Here is an 18,723-nt window from a genome sequence, read left to right on the forward strand (position 1 = left end):
AATATGACAAAAATATTATTAACAGGGTTTGAACCATTTCTTGATTATAAAATAAATCCAACGATGCAAATTGTGGAAGCATTAAAGGGAAAGAAGATAGATGGCTATGATATTGTCGGACAAATTCTATCTGTAGATTTTCAGCAGTCAGCGGAGCAATTAAAACAACAGATAGTAGAAGTGAAACCGCAAATCATTATCTCATTAGGATTAGCTGGGGGGCGTTTTAAAGTAACACCGGAGCGCATTGCCATTAATGTGAAAGATGGAGAGCCTGATAATAATGGCTACACACCAGTTGATGAGTGTATCCATGAGGAGGGGGCAGATGCTTATCTAACAAACTTACCGATTCGTAGTATGGTGAATCGTTTGCAGGCAGAAGGATATCCAGCCGAAATCTCCAATACAGCGGGTACATACTTATGTAATAACATTATGTATGAGGGGCTTGCTTATGCACAGCTACATGAAGGGGTTCGTGCTGGCTTTATTCATATTCCAGCATCATTTGAGCTAGCAATCCAACATGGCAAAATTCCCGGCTGGAATATCGGAGATTTAATAGCTGCGGTAACGCTTTGTATTGAGGAGACGGTACGTGCAACCAATCATTGATTTTCCTCATTCGATGTGGATTAGTCAACATACTATTCGTTTTGCATTCAAGGAGGAAATCTCCCACTCAAATTTTCACGCGGTCCAAACGTTTAATCGGTTTCTGAAACAGCAGCTACGGCATAACCTAGTCGAAAGTGTTGCAAGCTACCATACTGTGACAGCTTATATTAAACAAAAAATAGATGTTGAACGTTTAGGCATGCAGTGGCTTGAGATGCAAGCCTCCACAACAATTGATAAAGGAACGAATCGTCTTTTAAAAATACCCGTCTGCTATGATGAGGAATTTGCCTTAGATAGCAAGCGCGTAATGGATTTCACAGGGCTATCTTTTGAGGACATTAAAACATTGCATGTGTCCAAAAGCTATTATGTTTATTTAATCGGCTTTTTACCAGGTTTCCCCTATTTAGGTGAGCTTGATCCTAAGTTGTTTGTGCCACGCTTACAGAAACCAAGGGCATCTGTATCAGCGAGTTCCGTTGGAGTTGGGGGTGGACAAACAGGAATCTATCCTGTCGATTCACCTGGTGGCTGGAATATTATAGGGAAGACACCTTTGGATTTATTTGATGTACATGGCAAAGAGCCGTTTTTATTTGCACTTGGAGATGAAGTTCAGTTTTATGAAATAACCAAACAGCAATTTTGGGAAATGAAAAGCAAAGGAGTGTAGCGATTGAAGCCACTTCTGCTCGTAACAAAACAAGGGGTTTATGGTAGCTTACAAGACAAAGGAAGGTACGGCTATCGGGCATTTGGTATTCCGTTATCTGGACCAATGGATCACCTATCGTTTCAAGCAGCTCAAAGAATCTTGCATCATTACCATGAACAGACGTCTTTTGAAATGTTTGTTGGTGGTTTTGAATTTGAGGCACTGGCTGATGGTGTCTATGTATTAACGGGTGGATATAGTACATGCTTGGTTAATCATGAACCAATCGAAATGTGGAAAACATTCCATTTAACGAGAGGCGATATACTATCTATCAAGAGTGTCCATCAAGGCTCTATTGTTTACTTAACACCATTAGGAGGATTTCATACAAACGATGAGCTTGGTAGCCAATCCTGCCTTCCGCTTGGGAATTTGGGAACACGTATTACAAAAGGAAGTATTTTGTATGGGCAGGTATCAGCATCTTTAAAATATAATAGAGGGCTATATGCACCCTATCGTCCAAGGTTTGACAGTTCCATTACGGTTCGATTGTTTAAAGGACCGCATTTTCATTTATTTACAGAAAAGAGTCAACAACAATTTTTACAAAATCCTTTTCAATTTATCGGCGGCAATCGTATGGGCTACTACATAAAAGGACCTGCCTTACAACTTCAGGAAATGAAAGATATTTTGTCAGAAGCTACTCAGTTCGGAACGATCCAAGTGCCTCAAAGTGGTGATCCTATTATCCTAATGGCTGATGCTCAAACAGTAGGAGGCTATCCTATTATCGCGACAGTACATGAAGAGGATTTACATAAAGTAGCGCAAATGCGTATGTATAACACAATACACTTTGTACTGGAGGAAGCATGATGCCAATTGATATTAATTGTGATCTAGGTGAAAGCTATGAAGCTTTTATCACGGGAAAAGATGAAGCACTATTAGACTATGTAACATCCATCAATATTGCATGCGGCTACCATGCAGGGCATCATTCGATCATGCATCAAATTGTACGCAGTGCCATTCGTAAAAATGTTCACATTGGTGCACATCCAGGCTATCCTGATCGAGAGGGATTTGGTCGCCGTAATATGGAATGTAGCCCAGCTGAAATTTACGATATGATGGTTTATCAGATGGGTGCCTTACAAGCCTTTGTGCAGCTTGAAAATAGTACGCTTCATCATGTTAAACCACATGGCGCACTCTATAATCAATGCGCGAATGATCGTGAAAAAGCGTTAGCTGTAGTCAATGCAGTGTATGATCTTAATCCACAGCTTATTTTATATGGCTTATCGGGCAGCCTCATTGTGGAGATTGCTAGAGGCAAGGGGCTCCAAGTATATGAGGAGGTTTTTTCGGATCGACGCTATAACGATGACGGCACGTTAGTGAACAGACAGGAGCCAAATGCCTTAATACAATCGGAAGAGGAAATGCTCGTGCATGTAAATAGTATTTTGACTGCTAACGAAGTGATGTCCGTCCAGTCCAAAAAAATTAGAGTTGCGGTGCAAACCTTATGTATACATGGAGATGGCCCACATGCGCTAGACTATGCGAAAAAAATTGCAGGTCTCAGAAAGCAATTACAATAATAAGAATGGATGCCCTAAACAAGGCATCCATTTTGTTTAGATTGTCGTCACAAGTTCGACAGCTTCAAGCACAATTGGCGTACCAGCAGAAAGTGTACCTGTGACAGTATTGAACGTTATATCGTCTGCAGAAACTGTATAGGCACCACCCTCTTGAAGAACACCATTGATATATAAGTTATAGTAACCATTTGCGACTTCTGGAAATACTGTTGCTGCTGTACCACTATCATTTAAAAATGTTGTTGCAGCGACTGTCGTGCCATCTGCAATGGCAAGGGGTGCAGCTAAGACGTTAAAAAATCTCGTAGAAGTACCAGTTACATTGACGTGAATATTAATAATGGAAAGTGCCACCCGATTCACCTCCTTTCATTTTGTTGTAAAGCCTAGCGATTCAATAATGATGGGTGTTCCTCTATACAATGTGGCATTATAAGGTACGATTGTTAGGGAGGCTGGGGTTATCGTATAAATGCCGCCTTCCTGCATCACTGCATTAATATAAAGGTTAACGTAACCATTGGGTGAAAAAACTGTAAACTCAGTAATGGTATTTGCATCATCATTCCAAAAGAGATCCGCTGGAAGCGTTGCCCCATTAGATAGATCGAGATCGGCTGTAACGATATAAAAATATCGCTGGATCGTTGGTATAATCGTTCCTTCTGGGACTATTTCAGAAGGAGGATTAATAGGTATTCCGTTTGTTGCTTTTATACGGGGCCAGATAAATCGGTCCTCACAGTTACATGAACAATATTTTTCGATGATTTGACGAGACCTAGGATTCATCATATGTCATCACACTCCCTTCATAAAAAATAACTTTGCCCCGAATATGCTTACTATAAAATATGAAGAAAATATAAAAAGAACTAGTTGACCATCTATCATTTGGCATAGATTTTTTGTATAAACAAGTTTTATGATGAAAGCTATTAGGATGGAAACGTTGGCATATATGCTTTAAATTAGTGTTATACTTTGCTAGTTGAATAAGGTAGAATACTAATTATGAATAATTAACGAAAAAGGGGTTACTGGTTTCATGAAAGATTTTGAACAACAATTGGAGGGGCTATTAAAGCAAGCCTCTTTGCAATACATAATTTATCAGCATAATGGTGATACAGAGCGCATGGATAAAACATCACTTTTTGCTCGAAAAATTCAGCAAAAAGAGTATGTGATTGGCTTCGCAGGCCATTTCTCAGCTGGGAAATCAAGTATGATTAATGCGCTGTCTGGTGAAAATTTACTGGCATCTAGTCCAATTCCAACAAGTGCGAATATCGTGAAGGTGCATAAATCAGAGGAAGACTTTGCGATTGTTTATATGCACAATGAAAAGCCTGTAAAATTTGAGGCTGGCTATGATTTCAAAACGGTAAAAGAGCTAAGTAAAAATGGGGATTTAGTGTCACAAATTGAGATTGGACACAGCGCCTCTACACTCCCACTAGGCGTTACTGTGATGGATACGCCAGGAGTAGACTCCACAGATGATGCACACCGCATGTCAACGGAATCAGCACTACATATTGCCGATATCGTATTTTATACAATGGACTACAACCATGTGCAGTCGGAATTAAATTTCCAATTCACAAAGCAATTAATGAAATATAATCCAAATGTTTATTTAATTGTCAATATGATTGATAAGCATAAAGATAATGAATTGAGCTTCGAAGAATTTAAAGCAACGGTTCATCAATCCTTTGCAGCATGGGGTGTTGTGCCAAAGGGTGTGTTCTTCACATCATTAAGAGAGCCTGAACATCCTCATAATGATTTTGAGGCTGTAAAGAAAATCGTGATGGACAGTATGAATGATTGGCAGGAGCAGCTTGTACAAACTGCTACAAATACATTGTCTTTATTACAAAGCGAGCATGACAATTATTTAATGGAAGAAAGACAGGATCGTTTAGCGATTGATGAAGAAATTTTAAGTGCGGATGACTGGGCACACCATCAAGATATTTTAGAGCAATACAATAAATTAAATCGTCAGGTTGAATTATTCTCCGTAGAGGCATGGAACGAAACATTTGAAGAACAGCGTAAGGAATTACTTGCTAATGCAGCTATTATGCCAGCTGATTTACGCGACCGCTTACGCCTTTATTTAGAAAGCATGCAGGAAGGCTTTAAAGTAGGGGGGCTCTTTACTGCGAAGAAAAAAACAGAGGAAGAGCGTAACCGACGTAAAGAGGATGCGTATAGTGCCTATCAAAATGTGGTCCATGCACAAATCACAGGGCATTTAAAAGGACTCATGAAGAAGGCATTAAAGGACGTTGGTGCATTAAATGAAGAACGTGCTACAGCCATTGATGCCTATGTATTTGACTTACCTTTTTCATTGATTGAGCAGCAAGTTCAAACAGGCGCTATTTTAACAGGTGATGCTGTGTTAAACTTCGCTAACCGTGTCGCAGAAGCAACAAAGCGCTACTTTATTCAGGAAACAGATAGCTGGAAAAATGCGCAAGCAACTACACTGGAAGCTGTAGCAACAGAAACTGCCGCACCGTCAAAATTAAAAATGGCGGGTATGCAGGACAAGGTAGATGCCATTAATGCGGTACTTGAAATTGAAGGCTATCAGCAATATAGTGCAAGCACTATGCATCAAGCGAGCAATGAAATCCGTAAAATTGCCAATCAACAGCTTACAAATTGGGAACAATTATTTAAGCAAGATTTAGCCGAAATTCGCTTGTTTGATGAGTCCATGCTGAAGCCAAAAGAGCAAGTCATTGAACAAGAAGAAGCTCAGCAAGCTATTAGCGCAACGACTCTACCAATCGATGGTGTGATTAACCGTGCACTGCATACTGCCAATGCAGTCAAAGAGGTTCAAGGCTTTGCCGAAGTTGCCCAATACCTTGAAAATAAAGTAGAACGTTTACAGAAAAAGGATTTTACGATTGCATTGTTTGGCGCATTTAGTGCGGGGAAATCATCCTTCTCGAACGCTTTAATGGGAGCGAAGGTATTACCTGTATCACCAAACCCAACAACTGCAGCCATCAATAAAATTCGTCCCGTTACACCTGAGCATCCTCATGAAACAGCGGATGTACAGCTTAAAACTGCCGAGCAAATGCTAGAGGACATTCAAGGATCCTATGCGGCAATTGGTTTGTCAGTGTCTTCATTAGAGGAAGCCTATAATCGTGCTGATGAAGGGCTAGCAGTTCAGTTAACGGACGAACGATTAAATATTCATAAATCATTTATTCGTGCCTATAAGGAAGGCTATCCAACCTTTAAATCGGAGTTTGGTTCTATCCTTCGCGTAGACCGTGAAGAATTTGAAAAATTTGTAGCACAAGAAAATAAATCTTGCTTTGTTGACAATATCGACTTCTATTATGATAGTCCATTAACACGTATGGGCGTGACACTTGTTGACACACCAGGAGCAGATTCGATTAATGCTCGTCATACAGGTGTAGCATTTGAATATATTCGTAATGCAGATGCCATCCTATTTATTACGTACTATAACCATGCTTTTGCCAAAGCGGACCGCGAGTTTTTAATTCAGCTTGGTCGTGTAAAGGATGCATTTGAGCTAGATAAAATGTTCTTTATTGTCAATGCGATTGATTTGGCAACAACGGATGAAGAACAAGAAGATGTAAAAGGGTATGTACGCTCAGAGTTACAACGCTTTGGCATCCGTTTCCCACGACTATATGGGGTATCCAGTCTGTTAGCGTTGCAAGAAAAGGTAGAAGGTGCCGATTTAACATCAGGTATGCCACCGTTTGAAAATGACTTCCATACATTCTTAAATGATGAATTGAGTGCATTAGCAGTTCAAGCTCTTGCAGAAGAAGTCGATAAAACAGAGCAACGTTTGGCAGATTTAATCGCACAAACAGAGGAAAACTTAAAACGTAAAGATGAGCGACTAGAGGAATTAACAACACTTGAACAACATATTCAATCGAAGTTCAGTGTACTGAATACGAGCATGTTAGAGAGTGAAACAAAACAAGAGCTTGATGAGCTATTGTATTATGTTCTCCAACGTGTTTATTATCGTTATCCTGAGTTCTTTAAGGAAGGCTACAATCCTTCTACATTTGCTGCAATGCCAGCACAACAAGCATTGGAGCATGCATTAAAAGAAGTGATGCAAAGCTTACGTTTTGATTTTACACAAGAAATGCGTGTAACAAACTTCCGTTTATCGCAGTTCATTAGCAAGAAGATGCAGCAACGTTTTAAAGATGAAGTACGCGAATTGAAAGAGTTAAATCGAAGCTTCTCATTCCTAGCCTTTGAATCTTCTGAGCCAAATTTATTGGATTTTGAAGGACCATTTGTGGATATTTCCAAATATGCTAGCGTAAAATCTCATTTCCGCAATCAAAAAGCTTTCTTTGAAAAGAATGAAAAAGTGAAGCTGAGTGAGGCATTAGAAGCTGTCACAAAGCCAGATGCACAAGATTATTTAGATGCACAAAAAGTTTCCGTTATGACATGGGCGATTACGTTTATTGCAGAGGAAGCCGAAAAATTACGTTTGTATATTTATCATCAAGCGCTTGAGCAAATTGACACAGAAAGATTAGCATTACAAGAAGAGAGCCGTTTAGCTTCTTGGAAAGCGATTTACGCACAATTACAATACGCATGAGGTGATTCCTATGGGAAAAGTATTCAAATCAGTGGATGAAATTCAATTTGAAGGCGTCCGTTTCATCGATGCTCGTTTCGATCTTCAGGACAAAGAAGCAGGTAAAAAAGCATTCGAGGAAGGCCACGCAACTGGTGCTGCTTATATTGATTTAGAACAACAGTTATCAGATATGGACAGCAAAGACGGTCGTCACCCGATGCCAAGCAAAGAAAAATTGACTTCTGTTTTTCAAGAATTAGGATTACGCTATGAAGATCAAATTGTTGTCTACGACCAAGGAGCAGCGCCATTTGCTCCACGCGCCTGGTGGATGCTGACATATGCTGGTTTCCCAAATGTAGTGATTGTCAACGGAGGTGCACCCGCACTAGAGGCGAAAATGCCGTTTACCAAGGATATTATTAAATATCCACCAACCATCATTGAGTTTGCTTGGAAGGATGAGCTTTATGCCCCACGCCAAGCTGTAAAAGCCATTGTAGATGGAGAAGTGAAAGCCACTTTACTCGATGCACGTGCTGCTGAAAGGTACCGAGGAGAAGTAGAGCCATTGGATAAGGTAGCAGGCCATATTCCAACTGCGAAAAACTTTGACTGGGAGCAACTAAAGACAGATGGTCAACTAAAGGCAAACGATGCATTACGTCAAAAAGTGGCACCTACTGAACCAGTTGTAGTTTACTGTGGAAGCGGCGTAACCGCCTCTCCACTTTATGCTGTGTTAGCAGATGAAGGCTATGAAAACATTCAATTATATGTAGGCAGCTTCAGCGATTGGATTACAGCATATGACGTGGAAAAAGGCACAAACGAATAAAAAGAAACGCTCACTTCGGTGGGCGTTTTTTTATGTAGTGTGGTGGATAGAGTGTGAAAAGTAGAGGATAGAATGCTTAGAGTGACGGATAGAAATGAAAAAGTGAAGGGTACGCCGCTCAAAGTAAAGGATAGAATTTAGTAGTGGAAGCCTGCGTGGAGTGGTGGATAGTGTGTGGAAAGTGTAGGATAGAACGTTTAGAGTGGCGGATAGAAATGAAAAAGTGAAGGATAGCCCGTTTAAAGTAGCGGATAGGATGCATTGTAGTGGATAGAGCGTGAAAAGTAGAGGATAAAACGCTTAGAGTGACGGATAAAAATGAAAAAGTGGAGGATAGCCCGCACAAAGAGGATGATAGATTCATAGAAACGGATAACCCGCTCAAAGAATAGGACAGAATCCATCAAAGTGGAGACAGAGCATACTCAAATCGAGGGTAGTGATACATAGTATTAGGAAATTTTTGATTAGTAAAGCTAAATGGCGTAGTTTTAGCGTCTAATAGGTAAAGGGAGGTGAGCGGGTGCAGGAAATGCTTGTTGAACGAGCTAAAAAGGGTGATGCGGAGGCGTTCGCACAGTTGTTTTCACAGTATGAAATGGATCTATATAAAATGGCTTTTATCTATGTGGGCAATGAGGCAGATGCACTCGATGTCGTACAGGAAGTCGCTTACCGTAGCTTTAAATACATACATTCTCTTCAAAATTCATCCTATTTGAAAACATGGTTAGTAAGGATTGTCATAAACTGTGCAACAAATTTGCTAAAAAAGCGTGAACCGCTTGTCGATTATGAACCGGAGTCAGAACTAGGGGAAGAGCCGCATGAGGAGCTTCCTGAGAGGTGGGCGCTGGAAGATGTGATGACACGGCTCACAAAGGCGGAAAAGGATGTTATTTTGCTGAGATTCTATCAGGATTATACATTGCCTCAAGTGGCTCAGGTATTGCAGCTGAAATTAGGGACGACGAAAACCATTTTGTATCGTGCATTAAAAAAATTAAAGCAGGCACTGGAACAGGAGGGGCAAGGGTGAACGATCTAAAAAAGCAGATGGATCAAATAGACATTCCAAAATCGTTGCATCAGCGTAGTCTACAAGGTATTGAACAAGCAAAAAAAGAGCAGCGCAAGTCTAAGAGCTGGGTGCCCAAAATTTTGACTGCTGCTGTAACACTTGCAGCAGGTGGATTTGTGGCATTAATGGTGGGTGAACACCACCTAGATAATGATCGGGCAAGTGCGCTAATGTCACAAGTAGAAAATTTATCCCCTCCTATGTACTGGATATTTGCTATTTTATGCATATTTATCACACTATACATCTCTAGGAAAAAGCTTCAGGTTGGCGCTGATCAGAAAAAGACGATTGGTGTTGCTGTCGTTTTGATTCTAATGATCGGTAATAGTACGCTTTTTTTACAACATCAATTAATAAAACCAATAGTGGTACCTACTGTAATCGAGGGTACGAATAACTTACAGAATGCTTTAGAGATACGGTATATTACGAACAAAGATGACCGTCGATATGTGAAATACTTGCAGGCAGAAGATGTGCAATTACCAATTGTATATTACCAAACGGAGCAAGAAAACCTAGTGAATGGCTTTTATTATCCATTGGATACGTCTCAAGATTTACGCTATCAAAATATTCGTTTAGCTTTTTTTCAACTTGATTTAAACACTCTGGAAAAAGTGATGGCAAGCAAAAATGTTTATCTTGTATTAAGTGACGGGATGAAATTGCCTGCTCCAATTCGTTTTACAAGGGAACCATCCATTTATGAAAATCAGGTCATGAATAATAGTTTTAGTCAGTCACAACATGATGCTGAGCAAATCATTTCATTTACCCTTCAACAGGATGCTGTTTTTGATGCATTTTATGTTCCACCTACATTAGAGGATAAAATACTATTGAAAGAATGGAGATTAAATGATCAGCGCTACACGGCAAGTGATTTTCCTTTTTCAGTGACGAAAGGTCAACGCTTGGAGATGACAATTCAATTTAAGGAAGCACCTTTAGACATCAATACGTCCATCGGTTTCAGTGGCCCAGATGGTTATTTAACTATGAGATTATATTCGCAAACGAATTTTACGACGAATTTGGTGAAAAAGGTGCGTGAAAACAATGAGTGAATCTAAACAGCAGATAAAACTTCTGCAATGGCTTGCAGTGGCGCTCTTCTTTCAATTTATCTATTTAAATATTTTTAAATACGCTAATCTTCTACAAGATATTCTTGTTTATGGGGCCTATTTAAAAAGTCTCTCATTTTATAAAGAAAAGACACCTATCAAAACATATATGGCTTGCGCTATGATTCTTACCTTAATGAGTACTTTCATTTTTTCACATCTTTTCTTCTATTGGAGTACGGTTTTAATTCAAGGACTTGATTTGCTGATCATAATGGAATTTGGAAAAATTTTATTGAGCATTGAACAAAAACATCATGCACAGGGCCCAACTACAAGAGTGATGAAAAAATATATAGCGATTGCCTTTGCAGTCATTATTAGTTGGACGCTGTTAATGAATGTTACAGGTGATTGGCAGATGGGATTATTTTTCCTAGGCGCATTGCTTTTATTGGCCGTAAATATACGTTTGTTTTTTCATGTGTTAGCACTTCGTAAACATGTAAAGAGCAAATCCTTTGTTGTTACCTACTTGCAAAAATGACTCGCCATTCATTTTATGCTACACTTTTTGTACAAGGGGCAAAGGGGGAGAAGGATGTTTAAACGAGAGAAAAGTATAGAGATTCTACAGCATCGGGGTGTACAATGTGCGCACGGGAAAGTTGCGGTTCAGGGGATTGGCATGAGTGTGTACAGCTTTTTTGTGGATGGGTTACTGATTGATACAGGCTCCTACTCACTGTCGCAGGAATTTCAATCCTTTTTTAACGATATACGGATAGAGCAATTGGCATTAACGCATTGTCATGAGGATCATGCAGGAAATGCAGCGTGGATTCAACGTCATAAGAATGTACCGATTTATATTCATCGTGATTCAGTCAATCTCTGTGCTGAGGATGGGGACTATCCACTTTATCGTCAGGCATTGTGGGGGGAACGACCAGCGTTTGTTGCCCAACCATTTGGTGATACGTTACAAACGAATTCAGCCATATGGGATGTCATTGAAACACCTGGACATACTGCAGATCATCTTTCTTTTTATAATCGAGAAACAGGCGCTATGTTTACAGGAGATTTGTTTATCCAGCCAAAGACGAAGGTTGTGCTTGATGAAGAAAATATTGTCCATACCTTGGCGTCTTTGAGGAAAATAGTACACTATGATTTCGATGTCGTCTATTGCTGTCATGCAGGCTTTATAGAGGATGGTCGAACGAAAATACAAGAAAAAATTGCTTATTTGGAAGATATGGAGGGAAAAGTGAAGCAATTGTTTATGCAAGGTTATTCTGTTGAAGAAATCACCAAAACAATTTTTCCTCGTGATTATCCGATTACAAAAGTTTCAGGAGAACAATGGTCTTCCAAGCATATTATCACGGCTTTTATTAATCATTTTACCCAAGAGTCCTTTATATAAGGGCTCTTTTTTTGGCTTGTTAAAAGTTTCACAAATACTTTTATCTGCATAACAAAAAACTTTGTGAAAAAATGTGGATAAATTGTGACGAAGTCAGTTGGGACAATGGATGCGCTTACATAAGTTTGTGAAAAAATTCTCATTTACATAAGAAAAATACTATGTGAAAAGTTGAACAGGCAAAATGGCTCTATTTGTACATTTTACAATGTGTCAAGAATTGTATTAATTATTTTAAAATAATTGATTGTGAAATGTTTAATTTGACAGAATAATGTATTGAAAGTCAATAAACATTGAATTTTTGAAGATAAAAATAAATTGACAGAAAATTCGTTGACTATATTTTCACAAAGTATTATGATTCTGAAATACAATAAAAAAAGGGAAAAGGATGGGATAGAATGGACGTAATGAAAAAGGCATTAGAAATGCATGCACACTATAGCGGAAAACTTGAGGTGAGCTCAAAGGTACCGGTACAAGATTCCTATGATCTTAGTTTGGCGTATTCACCGGGGGTAGCAGCACCATGTGTGGAAATTGAGAAAAATCCTTCGCTTGTGTATGACTATACAATGAAGGGCAATATGGTAGCTGTTGTGTCGGATGGGACAGCGGTTTTAGGGTTAGGAGATATCGGACCGAAAGCGGCATTACCTGTAATGGAAGGGAAGGCGATTTTACTAAAGCGTTTTGCCAATGTTGATGCTTTTCCAATATGCTTAGATACGAAAAATACGGATGAAATCGTCAGCATTGTGAAGGCGCTTGCCCCGACATTTGGTGCGGTAAACTTAGAGGATATTTCAGCACCAAGATGCTTTGAAATTGAAGATCGCCTACGTCAAGAATGTGATATTCCAGTTTTTCATGACGATCAACATGGAACAGCGATTGTTGTAGGCGCAGCGATGATTAATGCCAATCGTATTGTGCAAAAGGATGTAGCAACAATGAAGGTTGTGATTAACGGTGCTGGTGCTGCAGGTATTGCGATTTTACGCATTCTTGTGCAAATGGGCTATAAAAATATTTATATGTGCGATACAAAAGGTATCATTTATGAGGGACGTACAGAGGGGATGAATCCGATTAAAGAAGCGGTTGCTCATTTGACAAATCCAGAGAAGCTACATGGTACGCTGGAGGATGCACTAACAGGTGCGGATGTCTTTATTGGTGTTTCTGTTGCCAACCTATTAACAGAGGCACATATTGCATCCATGAATGAAAATCCAGTTGTTTTTGCCTTAGCCAATCCAAATCCTGAAATTACGTATGAAAATGCCAAAGCATGGGGTGTACGTGTTATGGGAACGGGCCGTTCAGATTATCCAAATCAGATTAATAATGTTCTCGCATTCCCTGGTATTTTCCGTGGAGCGTTAGATGTGCGTGCTACGGATATCAATGAATCGATGAAGCTAGCCGCTGTTGAAGCGATTGCCTCTCTGGTGAGTGACAAGGAACTAAAGGAAGAATATATTGTGCCTAAATCTTTAGATGAGCGCGTTGTGGCAATCGTCTCACGCGCAGTAAGTGGGGCAGCTGTAGAATCTGGCGTATCCGAGCTATTCCAGCAAAGTACAGCACTATCTGTCTAAAAAATGATACCTCCTTGAAAGTAAAACAGATCGAGAAAAGTTATAGGCTTTTCTCGATTTGTCTTTTTTTTATGGCGAATTTGTTCGAAAGTTGTTGTTGTTTGTATTTTTATGTAATAAGATTAATAGGAATTATGTAATGTTTGATATTTTAAATTTGGAATAATTAATCCTGATTTTTGTCTTTTTATTGCAAAGCTCAGGCCTAAAGTTTATATAAAAAGAGGTGTTGAGCACATGAAATCATTATTTCAATTTCGATCCATTAAGGCGAAACTGATTGCTTTCTCTTTGCTACTTTTGTTGATTCCCCTTATAATACTTGGGTTTTCAAGCTATCAACAAAGTAAAGCAAATTTAGAGACAGTAGGAAAAGAAAATTTACGAAACAGTGTTGAAATGACCATTGCCATGATTGAACAATTCAATCAACAGGTAGAGGCAGGTAATCTATCCTTAGAGGAAGCACAAGAAAAAGTAAAGATTGCGATTTTAGGTGAGAAGGATAACGAAGGGAAGCGACCAATTAATAAGGATATTAAGCTTGGTGATAACGGCTATATATTTGTCGTTGACCAAAAAGGAAACTCTATTGCACACCCTAACATCGAAGGCTCTAATGTCTGGGATGAACAAGATGACAGCGGGTTTAAGTATATGCAGGAAATCATTGCTGTTGGGAATGACGGCGGTGGTTTTGTAAGCTATAAATGGGCGTTACCCAATTCAAACCAACTAGAAGAAAAGGGTGTGTATACCGAAACGGATCCTTATTGGGGCTGGGTCATTGGCGCAAGTACCTATTTAATTGATTTCAATAAACCAGCAGAAAGTATTTTAAAATTAACAATCCTTGTGATTGCTATTGCCGTTATTGTGGGGATATTTGTGATTTGGCAATATGCAAGTAGTATGGCGAAACCGATTAACCGTGTGGCTCATGCTATGGAGCTTTTTGCACAAGGGGATTTATCTCAAGAAAGCATATCCATCCGATCAAAGGATGAAATAGGCAAGTTAGCAACTGCAATGAATCAAATGCAATTGAAATTAAAGGATATGATTCATAATATTGCACAAGCTTCTGATCTGATTAATACTTCTAGTAAAGAACTTACACAATCTGCCAATGAAGTAAACAAGGGAGCGGAGCAAGTGGCGATTACGATGCATGAATTAGCATCAGGTGCAGAAGGACAAGCCCATCATTCGAATGAATTAACGTCTCTAATGGAACGCTTTACTGTTGATTTGCAAGAGACGAATCAACATGGTGCGCATATTCATCAATCTTCTTTGGAAGTATTAACGTTAACAAAAGAAGGCGATCAATTAATGACATCCTCCAATTCTCAAATGGTGAAGATTGATAGCATGGTGCAAAATGCAGTACAGAAAGTGAAAAATTTAGACGCCCAAGCACAGGAATTTCAAAATTGGTTGTTGTCATTAAAGATATAGCAGATCAAACTAACCTGCTAGCTTTGAATGCTGCAATTGAAGCGGCTAGAGCTGGTGAGCAGGGTAAAGGATTTGCAGTGGTAGCAGATGAAGTACGCAAGCTGGCAGAACAAGTGGCATTTTCAGTTAACGACATTACATCGATTGTGACGAACATTCAGCAAGATTTTGCTGTCGTAACAACTTCTTTAGAGGATGGTTATCAAGAGGTCAAAGAAGGAACAAATCAAATAAAGGCTACTAGCGAAACGTTTAATACGATTAGTCATTCCGTCAATGATGTAGTGGAAAGTGTTAAATTAATTTCAATAAATTTATCGAAGGTAACAGAGGATGGCAATAAAATGAATAATTCTATTCAAGAAATTGCTGCTGTAGCGGAGGAATCTGCTGCTGGTGTTGAGCAGACAACGGCTACTACGGAAGAGACAAGTAGCTCTATGGAGGATATGGCAGGACAATCTGCGCAATTATCCGAATTAGCTTTACAATTGAAAGGGTTAATAGCCCAATTTAAACTGTAGAAAAAATCTCCCGCTCTTTGATATACTACACCCTCAATGATCAGATAGATAATTGAGGGTGTAGTTCATTTCAGAGGGGAGATTTTTTAGACCATGCCAACGCCAATAATACCGATGAGTATGACAAAGAAAAGAACAAATAATACGATGAATATAATAATGGCTGGAATAAAGATGGTGAAGAAAGCCATCCAGTTCGAAATCTGGTGTGCTTCAGCAACTACACCAACGGAAATAACAAAAGACCAGATTGTAATAACAATGTTAACTAAAATAGTTAGCCAAAAAATCCACGGCAACGTACCCATGAAATTCGGATCCAATAATGAATCTGGTGCAGTCATTAACCAAATAATATAAAGAGGAACCAGTACAATATATGGAACGGCTGTTAAGGTTAATCCTTTAAATAAGTCCGAGTATGTTCCAGTACCTTTAAATAATTTCCCGAATAGCCATGAGATGAGTGCAGAAATAGCTGTTCCAATCATACCCGCAATAGGAGCAAAAACGACACATAATAAGACTAAAAGCCATGGAGAAAAATCAGGAAATAATTCCGAATCAATTAACCCAGACATAAGGGAGCCAATATAACCAATAGATAAAACCAAAATAGCAAAGCCAATAGATTTTTCATCAATCATATAACGAGTCGTTTGCTTTGGATGCAGCCAAACCGATAAAAATGGATTTAGTTTTGACCTCTCTTCTTTCGATGTCTCATTCAAGTTTTCCATCAAACTACCTCCAAAATAATAGAATAATTGCTTGTTACATATAGTTAATATACGAGTGAAGGAAGGAAAAGTTTCGTGGAAAATAAAAATAAGCTCGCACATAAAAAAAGAGTCGTAATTGTCGACTCTTTTTAAGAATGATTCTATTATTCAGCTAACATAATTTTTTCAAGTTCTAACGGTTCGATATATTGCTCACCTTTGTAAGCACGCATATTACCGCCTGAAATTTCATCGATTAATAAAATTTCATTCGTTTTCGCATCACGGCCAAATTCTAATTTAATGTCATAAAGCGTTAAGCCCTTTTTAGCCAGCTCTGCCCCTACGAATTTGGAAATTTCAATTGTACGTTGTTTTAAAATGGCATATTCTTCATGAGTTAACAGGTTTAACATCGCTAAAGCATCTTCAGAAATTGGAGGATCTAAACGATCATCATCTTTAATTGTTACTTCTACAAAGGAGTCTAAGTCTTGTCCTTCCTTTACATAGGCACCATAGCGGCGTAGGAATGAACCAACTGCCTTGAAGCGGCAAATAACCTCTAAACCTTTCCCGAAAACTGTTGCCGGTTTTACTGTCATCGTTGCATCTTCAAAGTTAGCATCTACAAAGTGTGTAGGAACACCTTGTTCGTTTAATTTTGCATAAAAATAAGAAGTCAAGCGTAAACCAGCTAAGCCAGCACCATCAATCGTTAAACCAACAGTATTTGCACCTGGGTCAAACACGCCGTTTTCTCCCGTAACATCGTCTTTAAATTTTAATAAATAATGGCCGTCTTCTAATTTGAACACATTTTTTGTTTTACCTGTATACAATAATTCCACAAAAAAACCTCCAATATTTCATAGTACTCTAAAATTATAACACGAATGTTTTAAATATTTAATAATAAAAATGTTCGTTTTAAGCGTTTATTTATATGTTTTATAACGAAATTGCAAATAAAAATCAAGGTGATAACGAATGTTCGTTACCACCTTGATTGAAATTAAGAATATTCCGAATTCAAATCCTGGGAAACAATGAAAATAGAATGTTATTAATAGACACCTTCAGTAAGCATTCCATCTGCTACTTTGATAAAGCCAGCGATGTTTGCACCAACTACTAGGTTTCCTGGGAAGCCATATTTTTCTGCTGCTGCTTTGCTGTCTGTATAAATATTTTTCATAATTTGATGAAGTTTCGCATCTACTTCTTCAAATGACCAAAATACGCGGCTAGAATCTTGTGCCATTTCAAGAGCAGATACCGCAACTCCACCAGCATTCGCGGCTTTCGCTGGACCAAATAATACGCCTGCATCTAGGAATTCATTAATCGCTTCAAGGTCTGATGGCATATTCGCACCTTCACCGATTGCTTTCACACCATTCGAAATTAATGTACGAGCTGACTCACCGTTAATTTCATTTTGCGTAGCACATGGTAGGGCAATGTCACAAGGAATTGTCCAAATACCTGTACAACCTTCTGTAAAAGTAGCATTTGGTCGGTAATTAACGTAAGTTGAGATACGGTCACCTTTTACTTCTTTAATTTCTTTGATGGCATCTAAATCTAAGCCCTCTGGGTCATAGATATAGCCTGAAGAGTCTGAGCAAGCAACCACTTTTGCACCATACTGTTGCGCTTTTTCAATGGCATACGTCGATACATTCCCAGAACCAGAAACGACCACTGTTTTTCCTTCGAATGAATCGTTTACGTCTTTTAGCATTTCATTAACAAAGTAAACAGTACCGTAACCAGTTGCTTCCTTACGTGCTAAAGAGCCGCCATAGCCAGGAGTCTTACCAGTTAATACGCCTGATTCATTTGCTTTTGTTAAACGTTTATATTGACCCCATAAATAACCTACTTCACGAGCACCTACACCAATATCACCAGCAGGAACATCGACATCAGGACCAATATGACGGTATAATTCAGTCATGAATGCTTGGCAGAAACGCATAATTTCTGAGTCTGATTTACCTTTCGGATCGAAGTTTGAACCACCTTTACCACCACCGATTGGTTGCCCTGTTAAAGCATTTTTAAAGATTTGCTCAAAGCCTAGGAACTTAATGATGGATTCGTTTACGGAAGGGTGGAAGCGAAGACCGCCTTTGTAAGGGCCCATGACATTGCTGTATTGCACACGATAGCCACGATTCACTTGTACTTGATTGTTATCATCTTGCCAAGCTACACGGAAAGAAATAATGCGATCTGGCTCTACAATACGAGATAAAATATTGGCCTTAATATATTCAGGATGCTGAGCGAATACAGGTACTAATGAGATAAAAATTTCTTCAGCTGCTTGTAAAAATTCCGCTTGATGACTGTTCTGTTGTTTAAGTTGCTCAAATACGCCATCTAGGTATTCTTTTGCTAATTGTTCATTGCTAACAGTTGTGATTGTCATAA

18 protein-coding genes are annotated in these 18,723 nt (G+C 38.9%); 13 read left to right on the plus strand and 5 right to left on the minus strand.

Features of this window, described 5'->3' with window-relative positions:
• Positions 1-3: 3 nt before the first annotated feature.
• From MHB65_RS08640 to MHB65_RS08655, 4 genes are read left to right on the plus strand one after another with little or no spacing between them, the layout of a single operon-like run.
• A complete protein-coding gene (locus MHB65_RS08640; protein WP_342443128.1) occupies positions 4-618 on the plus strand; it encodes a pyroglutamyl-peptidase I in 615 nt (204 codons plus the stop codon).
• On the plus strand, positions 602-1,297 hold the full coding sequence (gene pxpB, locus MHB65_RS08645; RefSeq protein ID WP_342443129.1) for a 5-oxoprolinase subunit PxpB: 696 nt from the start codon (positions 602-604) through the stop codon (positions 1,295-1,297). Before MHB65_RS08640 ends, pxpB begins: the two co-directional genes overlap by 17 nt.
• Before the next feature lie 3 nt (positions 1,298-1,300).
• A complete protein-coding gene (locus tag MHB65_RS08650) occupies positions 1,301-2,164 on the plus strand; it encodes a biotin-dependent carboxyltransferase family protein (RefSeq protein ID WP_342443130.1) in 864 nt (287 codons plus the stop codon).
• Positions 2,164-2,898 carry a 5-oxoprolinase subunit PxpA gene (locus MHB65_RS08655; protein ID WP_342443714.1) on the plus strand — a complete coding sequence of 245 codons (735 nt, stop codon included), beginning with the start codon at positions 2,164-2,166 and terminating at the stop codon, positions 2,896-2,898. The genes MHB65_RS08650 and MHB65_RS08655 overlap by 1 nt, the downstream gene beginning before the upstream one ends.
• A gap of 36 nt (positions 2,899-2,934) precedes the next feature.
• Here MHB65_RS08655 and MHB65_RS08660 read toward each other — a convergent pair whose 3' ends face one another.
• Positions 2,935-3,255: a DUF4183 domain-containing protein gene (locus MHB65_RS08660; RefSeq protein ID WP_342443131.1), complete on the minus strand. Its 321-nt coding sequence runs from the start codon at positions 3,253-3,255 to the stop codon at positions 2,935-2,937.
• A 15-nt stretch (positions 3,256-3,270) separates the two neighbouring features.
• Positions 3,271-3,696: a DUF4183 domain-containing protein gene (locus tag MHB65_RS08665; RefSeq protein ID WP_342443132.1), complete on the minus strand. Its 426-nt coding sequence runs from the start codon at positions 3,694-3,696 to the stop codon at positions 3,271-3,273.
• Between the two features lie 253 nt (positions 3,697-3,949).
• Here MHB65_RS08665 and MHB65_RS08670 point away from each other — a divergent pair, with 253 nt between their 5' ends.
• From MHB65_RS08670 to MHB65_RS08710, 9 genes are all read left to right on the plus strand, one after another.
• Positions 3,950-7,561, plus strand: a complete 3,612-nt coding sequence (locus MHB65_RS08670; protein WP_342443133.1) for a dynamin family protein — start codon at positions 3,950-3,952, stop codon at positions 7,559-7,561.
• Positions 7,562-7,571: 10 nt separating this feature from the next.
• Positions 7,572-8,381, plus strand: a complete 810-nt coding sequence (locus MHB65_RS08675) for a sulfurtransferase (protein ID WP_342443134.1) — start codon at positions 7,572-7,574, stop codon at positions 8,379-8,381.
• A gap of 532 nt (positions 8,382-8,913) precedes the next feature.
• Complete coding sequence (locus MHB65_RS08680) at positions 8,914-9,420, plus strand: sigma-70 family RNA polymerase sigma factor (RefSeq protein WP_205447376.1); 507 nt, start codon at positions 8,914-8,916, stop codon at positions 9,418-9,420.
• A complete protein-coding gene (locus MHB65_RS08685) occupies positions 9,417-10,535 on the plus strand; it encodes a hypothetical protein (RefSeq protein ID WP_342443135.1) in 1,119 nt (372 codons plus the stop codon). Before MHB65_RS08680 ends, MHB65_RS08685 begins: the two co-directional genes overlap by 4 nt.
• On the plus strand, positions 10,528-11,082 hold the full coding sequence (locus MHB65_RS08690; protein ID WP_205442548.1) for a hypothetical protein: 555 nt from the start codon (positions 10,528-10,530) through the stop codon (positions 11,080-11,082). Before MHB65_RS08685 ends, MHB65_RS08690 begins: the two co-directional genes overlap by 8 nt.
• A gap of 54 nt (positions 11,083-11,136) precedes the next feature.
• Positions 11,137-11,967, plus strand: a complete 831-nt coding sequence (locus tag MHB65_RS08695) for an MBL fold metallo-hydrolase (RefSeq protein ID WP_342443136.1) — start codon at positions 11,137-11,139, stop codon at positions 11,965-11,967.
• A gap of 404 nt (positions 11,968-12,371) precedes the next feature.
• Entirely contained in the window at positions 12,372-13,574 is a 1,203-nt protein-coding gene (locus MHB65_RS08700) for a malic enzyme-like NAD(P)-binding protein (RefSeq protein WP_205442551.1), read from the plus strand.
• 237 nt (positions 13,575-13,811) lie between these two features.
• Positions 13,812-15,035 (plus strand): methyl-accepting chemotaxis protein, encoded by a 1,224-nt coding sequence (locus tag MHB65_RS08705; RefSeq protein ID WP_342443137.1) that lies wholly within the window; start codon positions 13,812-13,814, stop codon positions 15,033-15,035.
• The gene (locus MHB65_RS08710) at positions 15,011-15,559 is read left to right on the plus strand and encodes a methyl-accepting chemotaxis protein (RefSeq protein ID WP_342443138.1); all 549 of its coding nucleotides are present in this window, start codon (positions 15,011-15,013) and stop codon (positions 15,557-15,559) included. Before MHB65_RS08705 ends, MHB65_RS08710 begins: the two co-directional genes overlap by 25 nt.
• A gap of 86 nt (positions 15,560-15,645) precedes the next feature.
• On the opposite strand, the gene MHB65_RS08715 is transcribed toward MHB65_RS08710, so the two are convergent.
• The 3 genes from MHB65_RS08715 to gdhA form a co-directional block, all read right to left on the minus strand.
• On the minus strand, positions 15,646-16,299 hold the full coding sequence (locus MHB65_RS08715; protein WP_205442553.1) for a Yip1 family protein: 654 nt from the start codon (positions 16,297-16,299) through the stop codon (positions 15,646-15,648).
• A 146-nt stretch (positions 16,300-16,445) separates the two neighbouring features.
• Entirely contained in the window at positions 16,446-17,132 is a 687-nt protein-coding gene (locus MHB65_RS08720) for a phosphoribosylaminoimidazolesuccinocarboxamide synthase (protein WP_342443139.1), read from the minus strand.
• Positions 17,133-17,347: 215 nt separating this feature from the next.
• Positions 17,348-18,721 (minus strand): NADP-specific glutamate dehydrogenase, encoded by a 1,374-nt coding sequence (gdhA, locus tag MHB65_RS08725; protein WP_342443140.1) that lies wholly within the window; start codon positions 18,719-18,721, stop codon positions 17,348-17,350.
• Between the last annotated feature and the right edge of the window lie 2 nt (positions 18,722-18,723).

This window comes from Lysinibacillus sp. FSL K6-0075 (assembly GCF_038592945.1).
GTDB lineage: Bacteria > Bacillota > Bacilli > Bacillales_A > Planococcaceae > Lysinibacillus > Lysinibacillus fusiformis_F.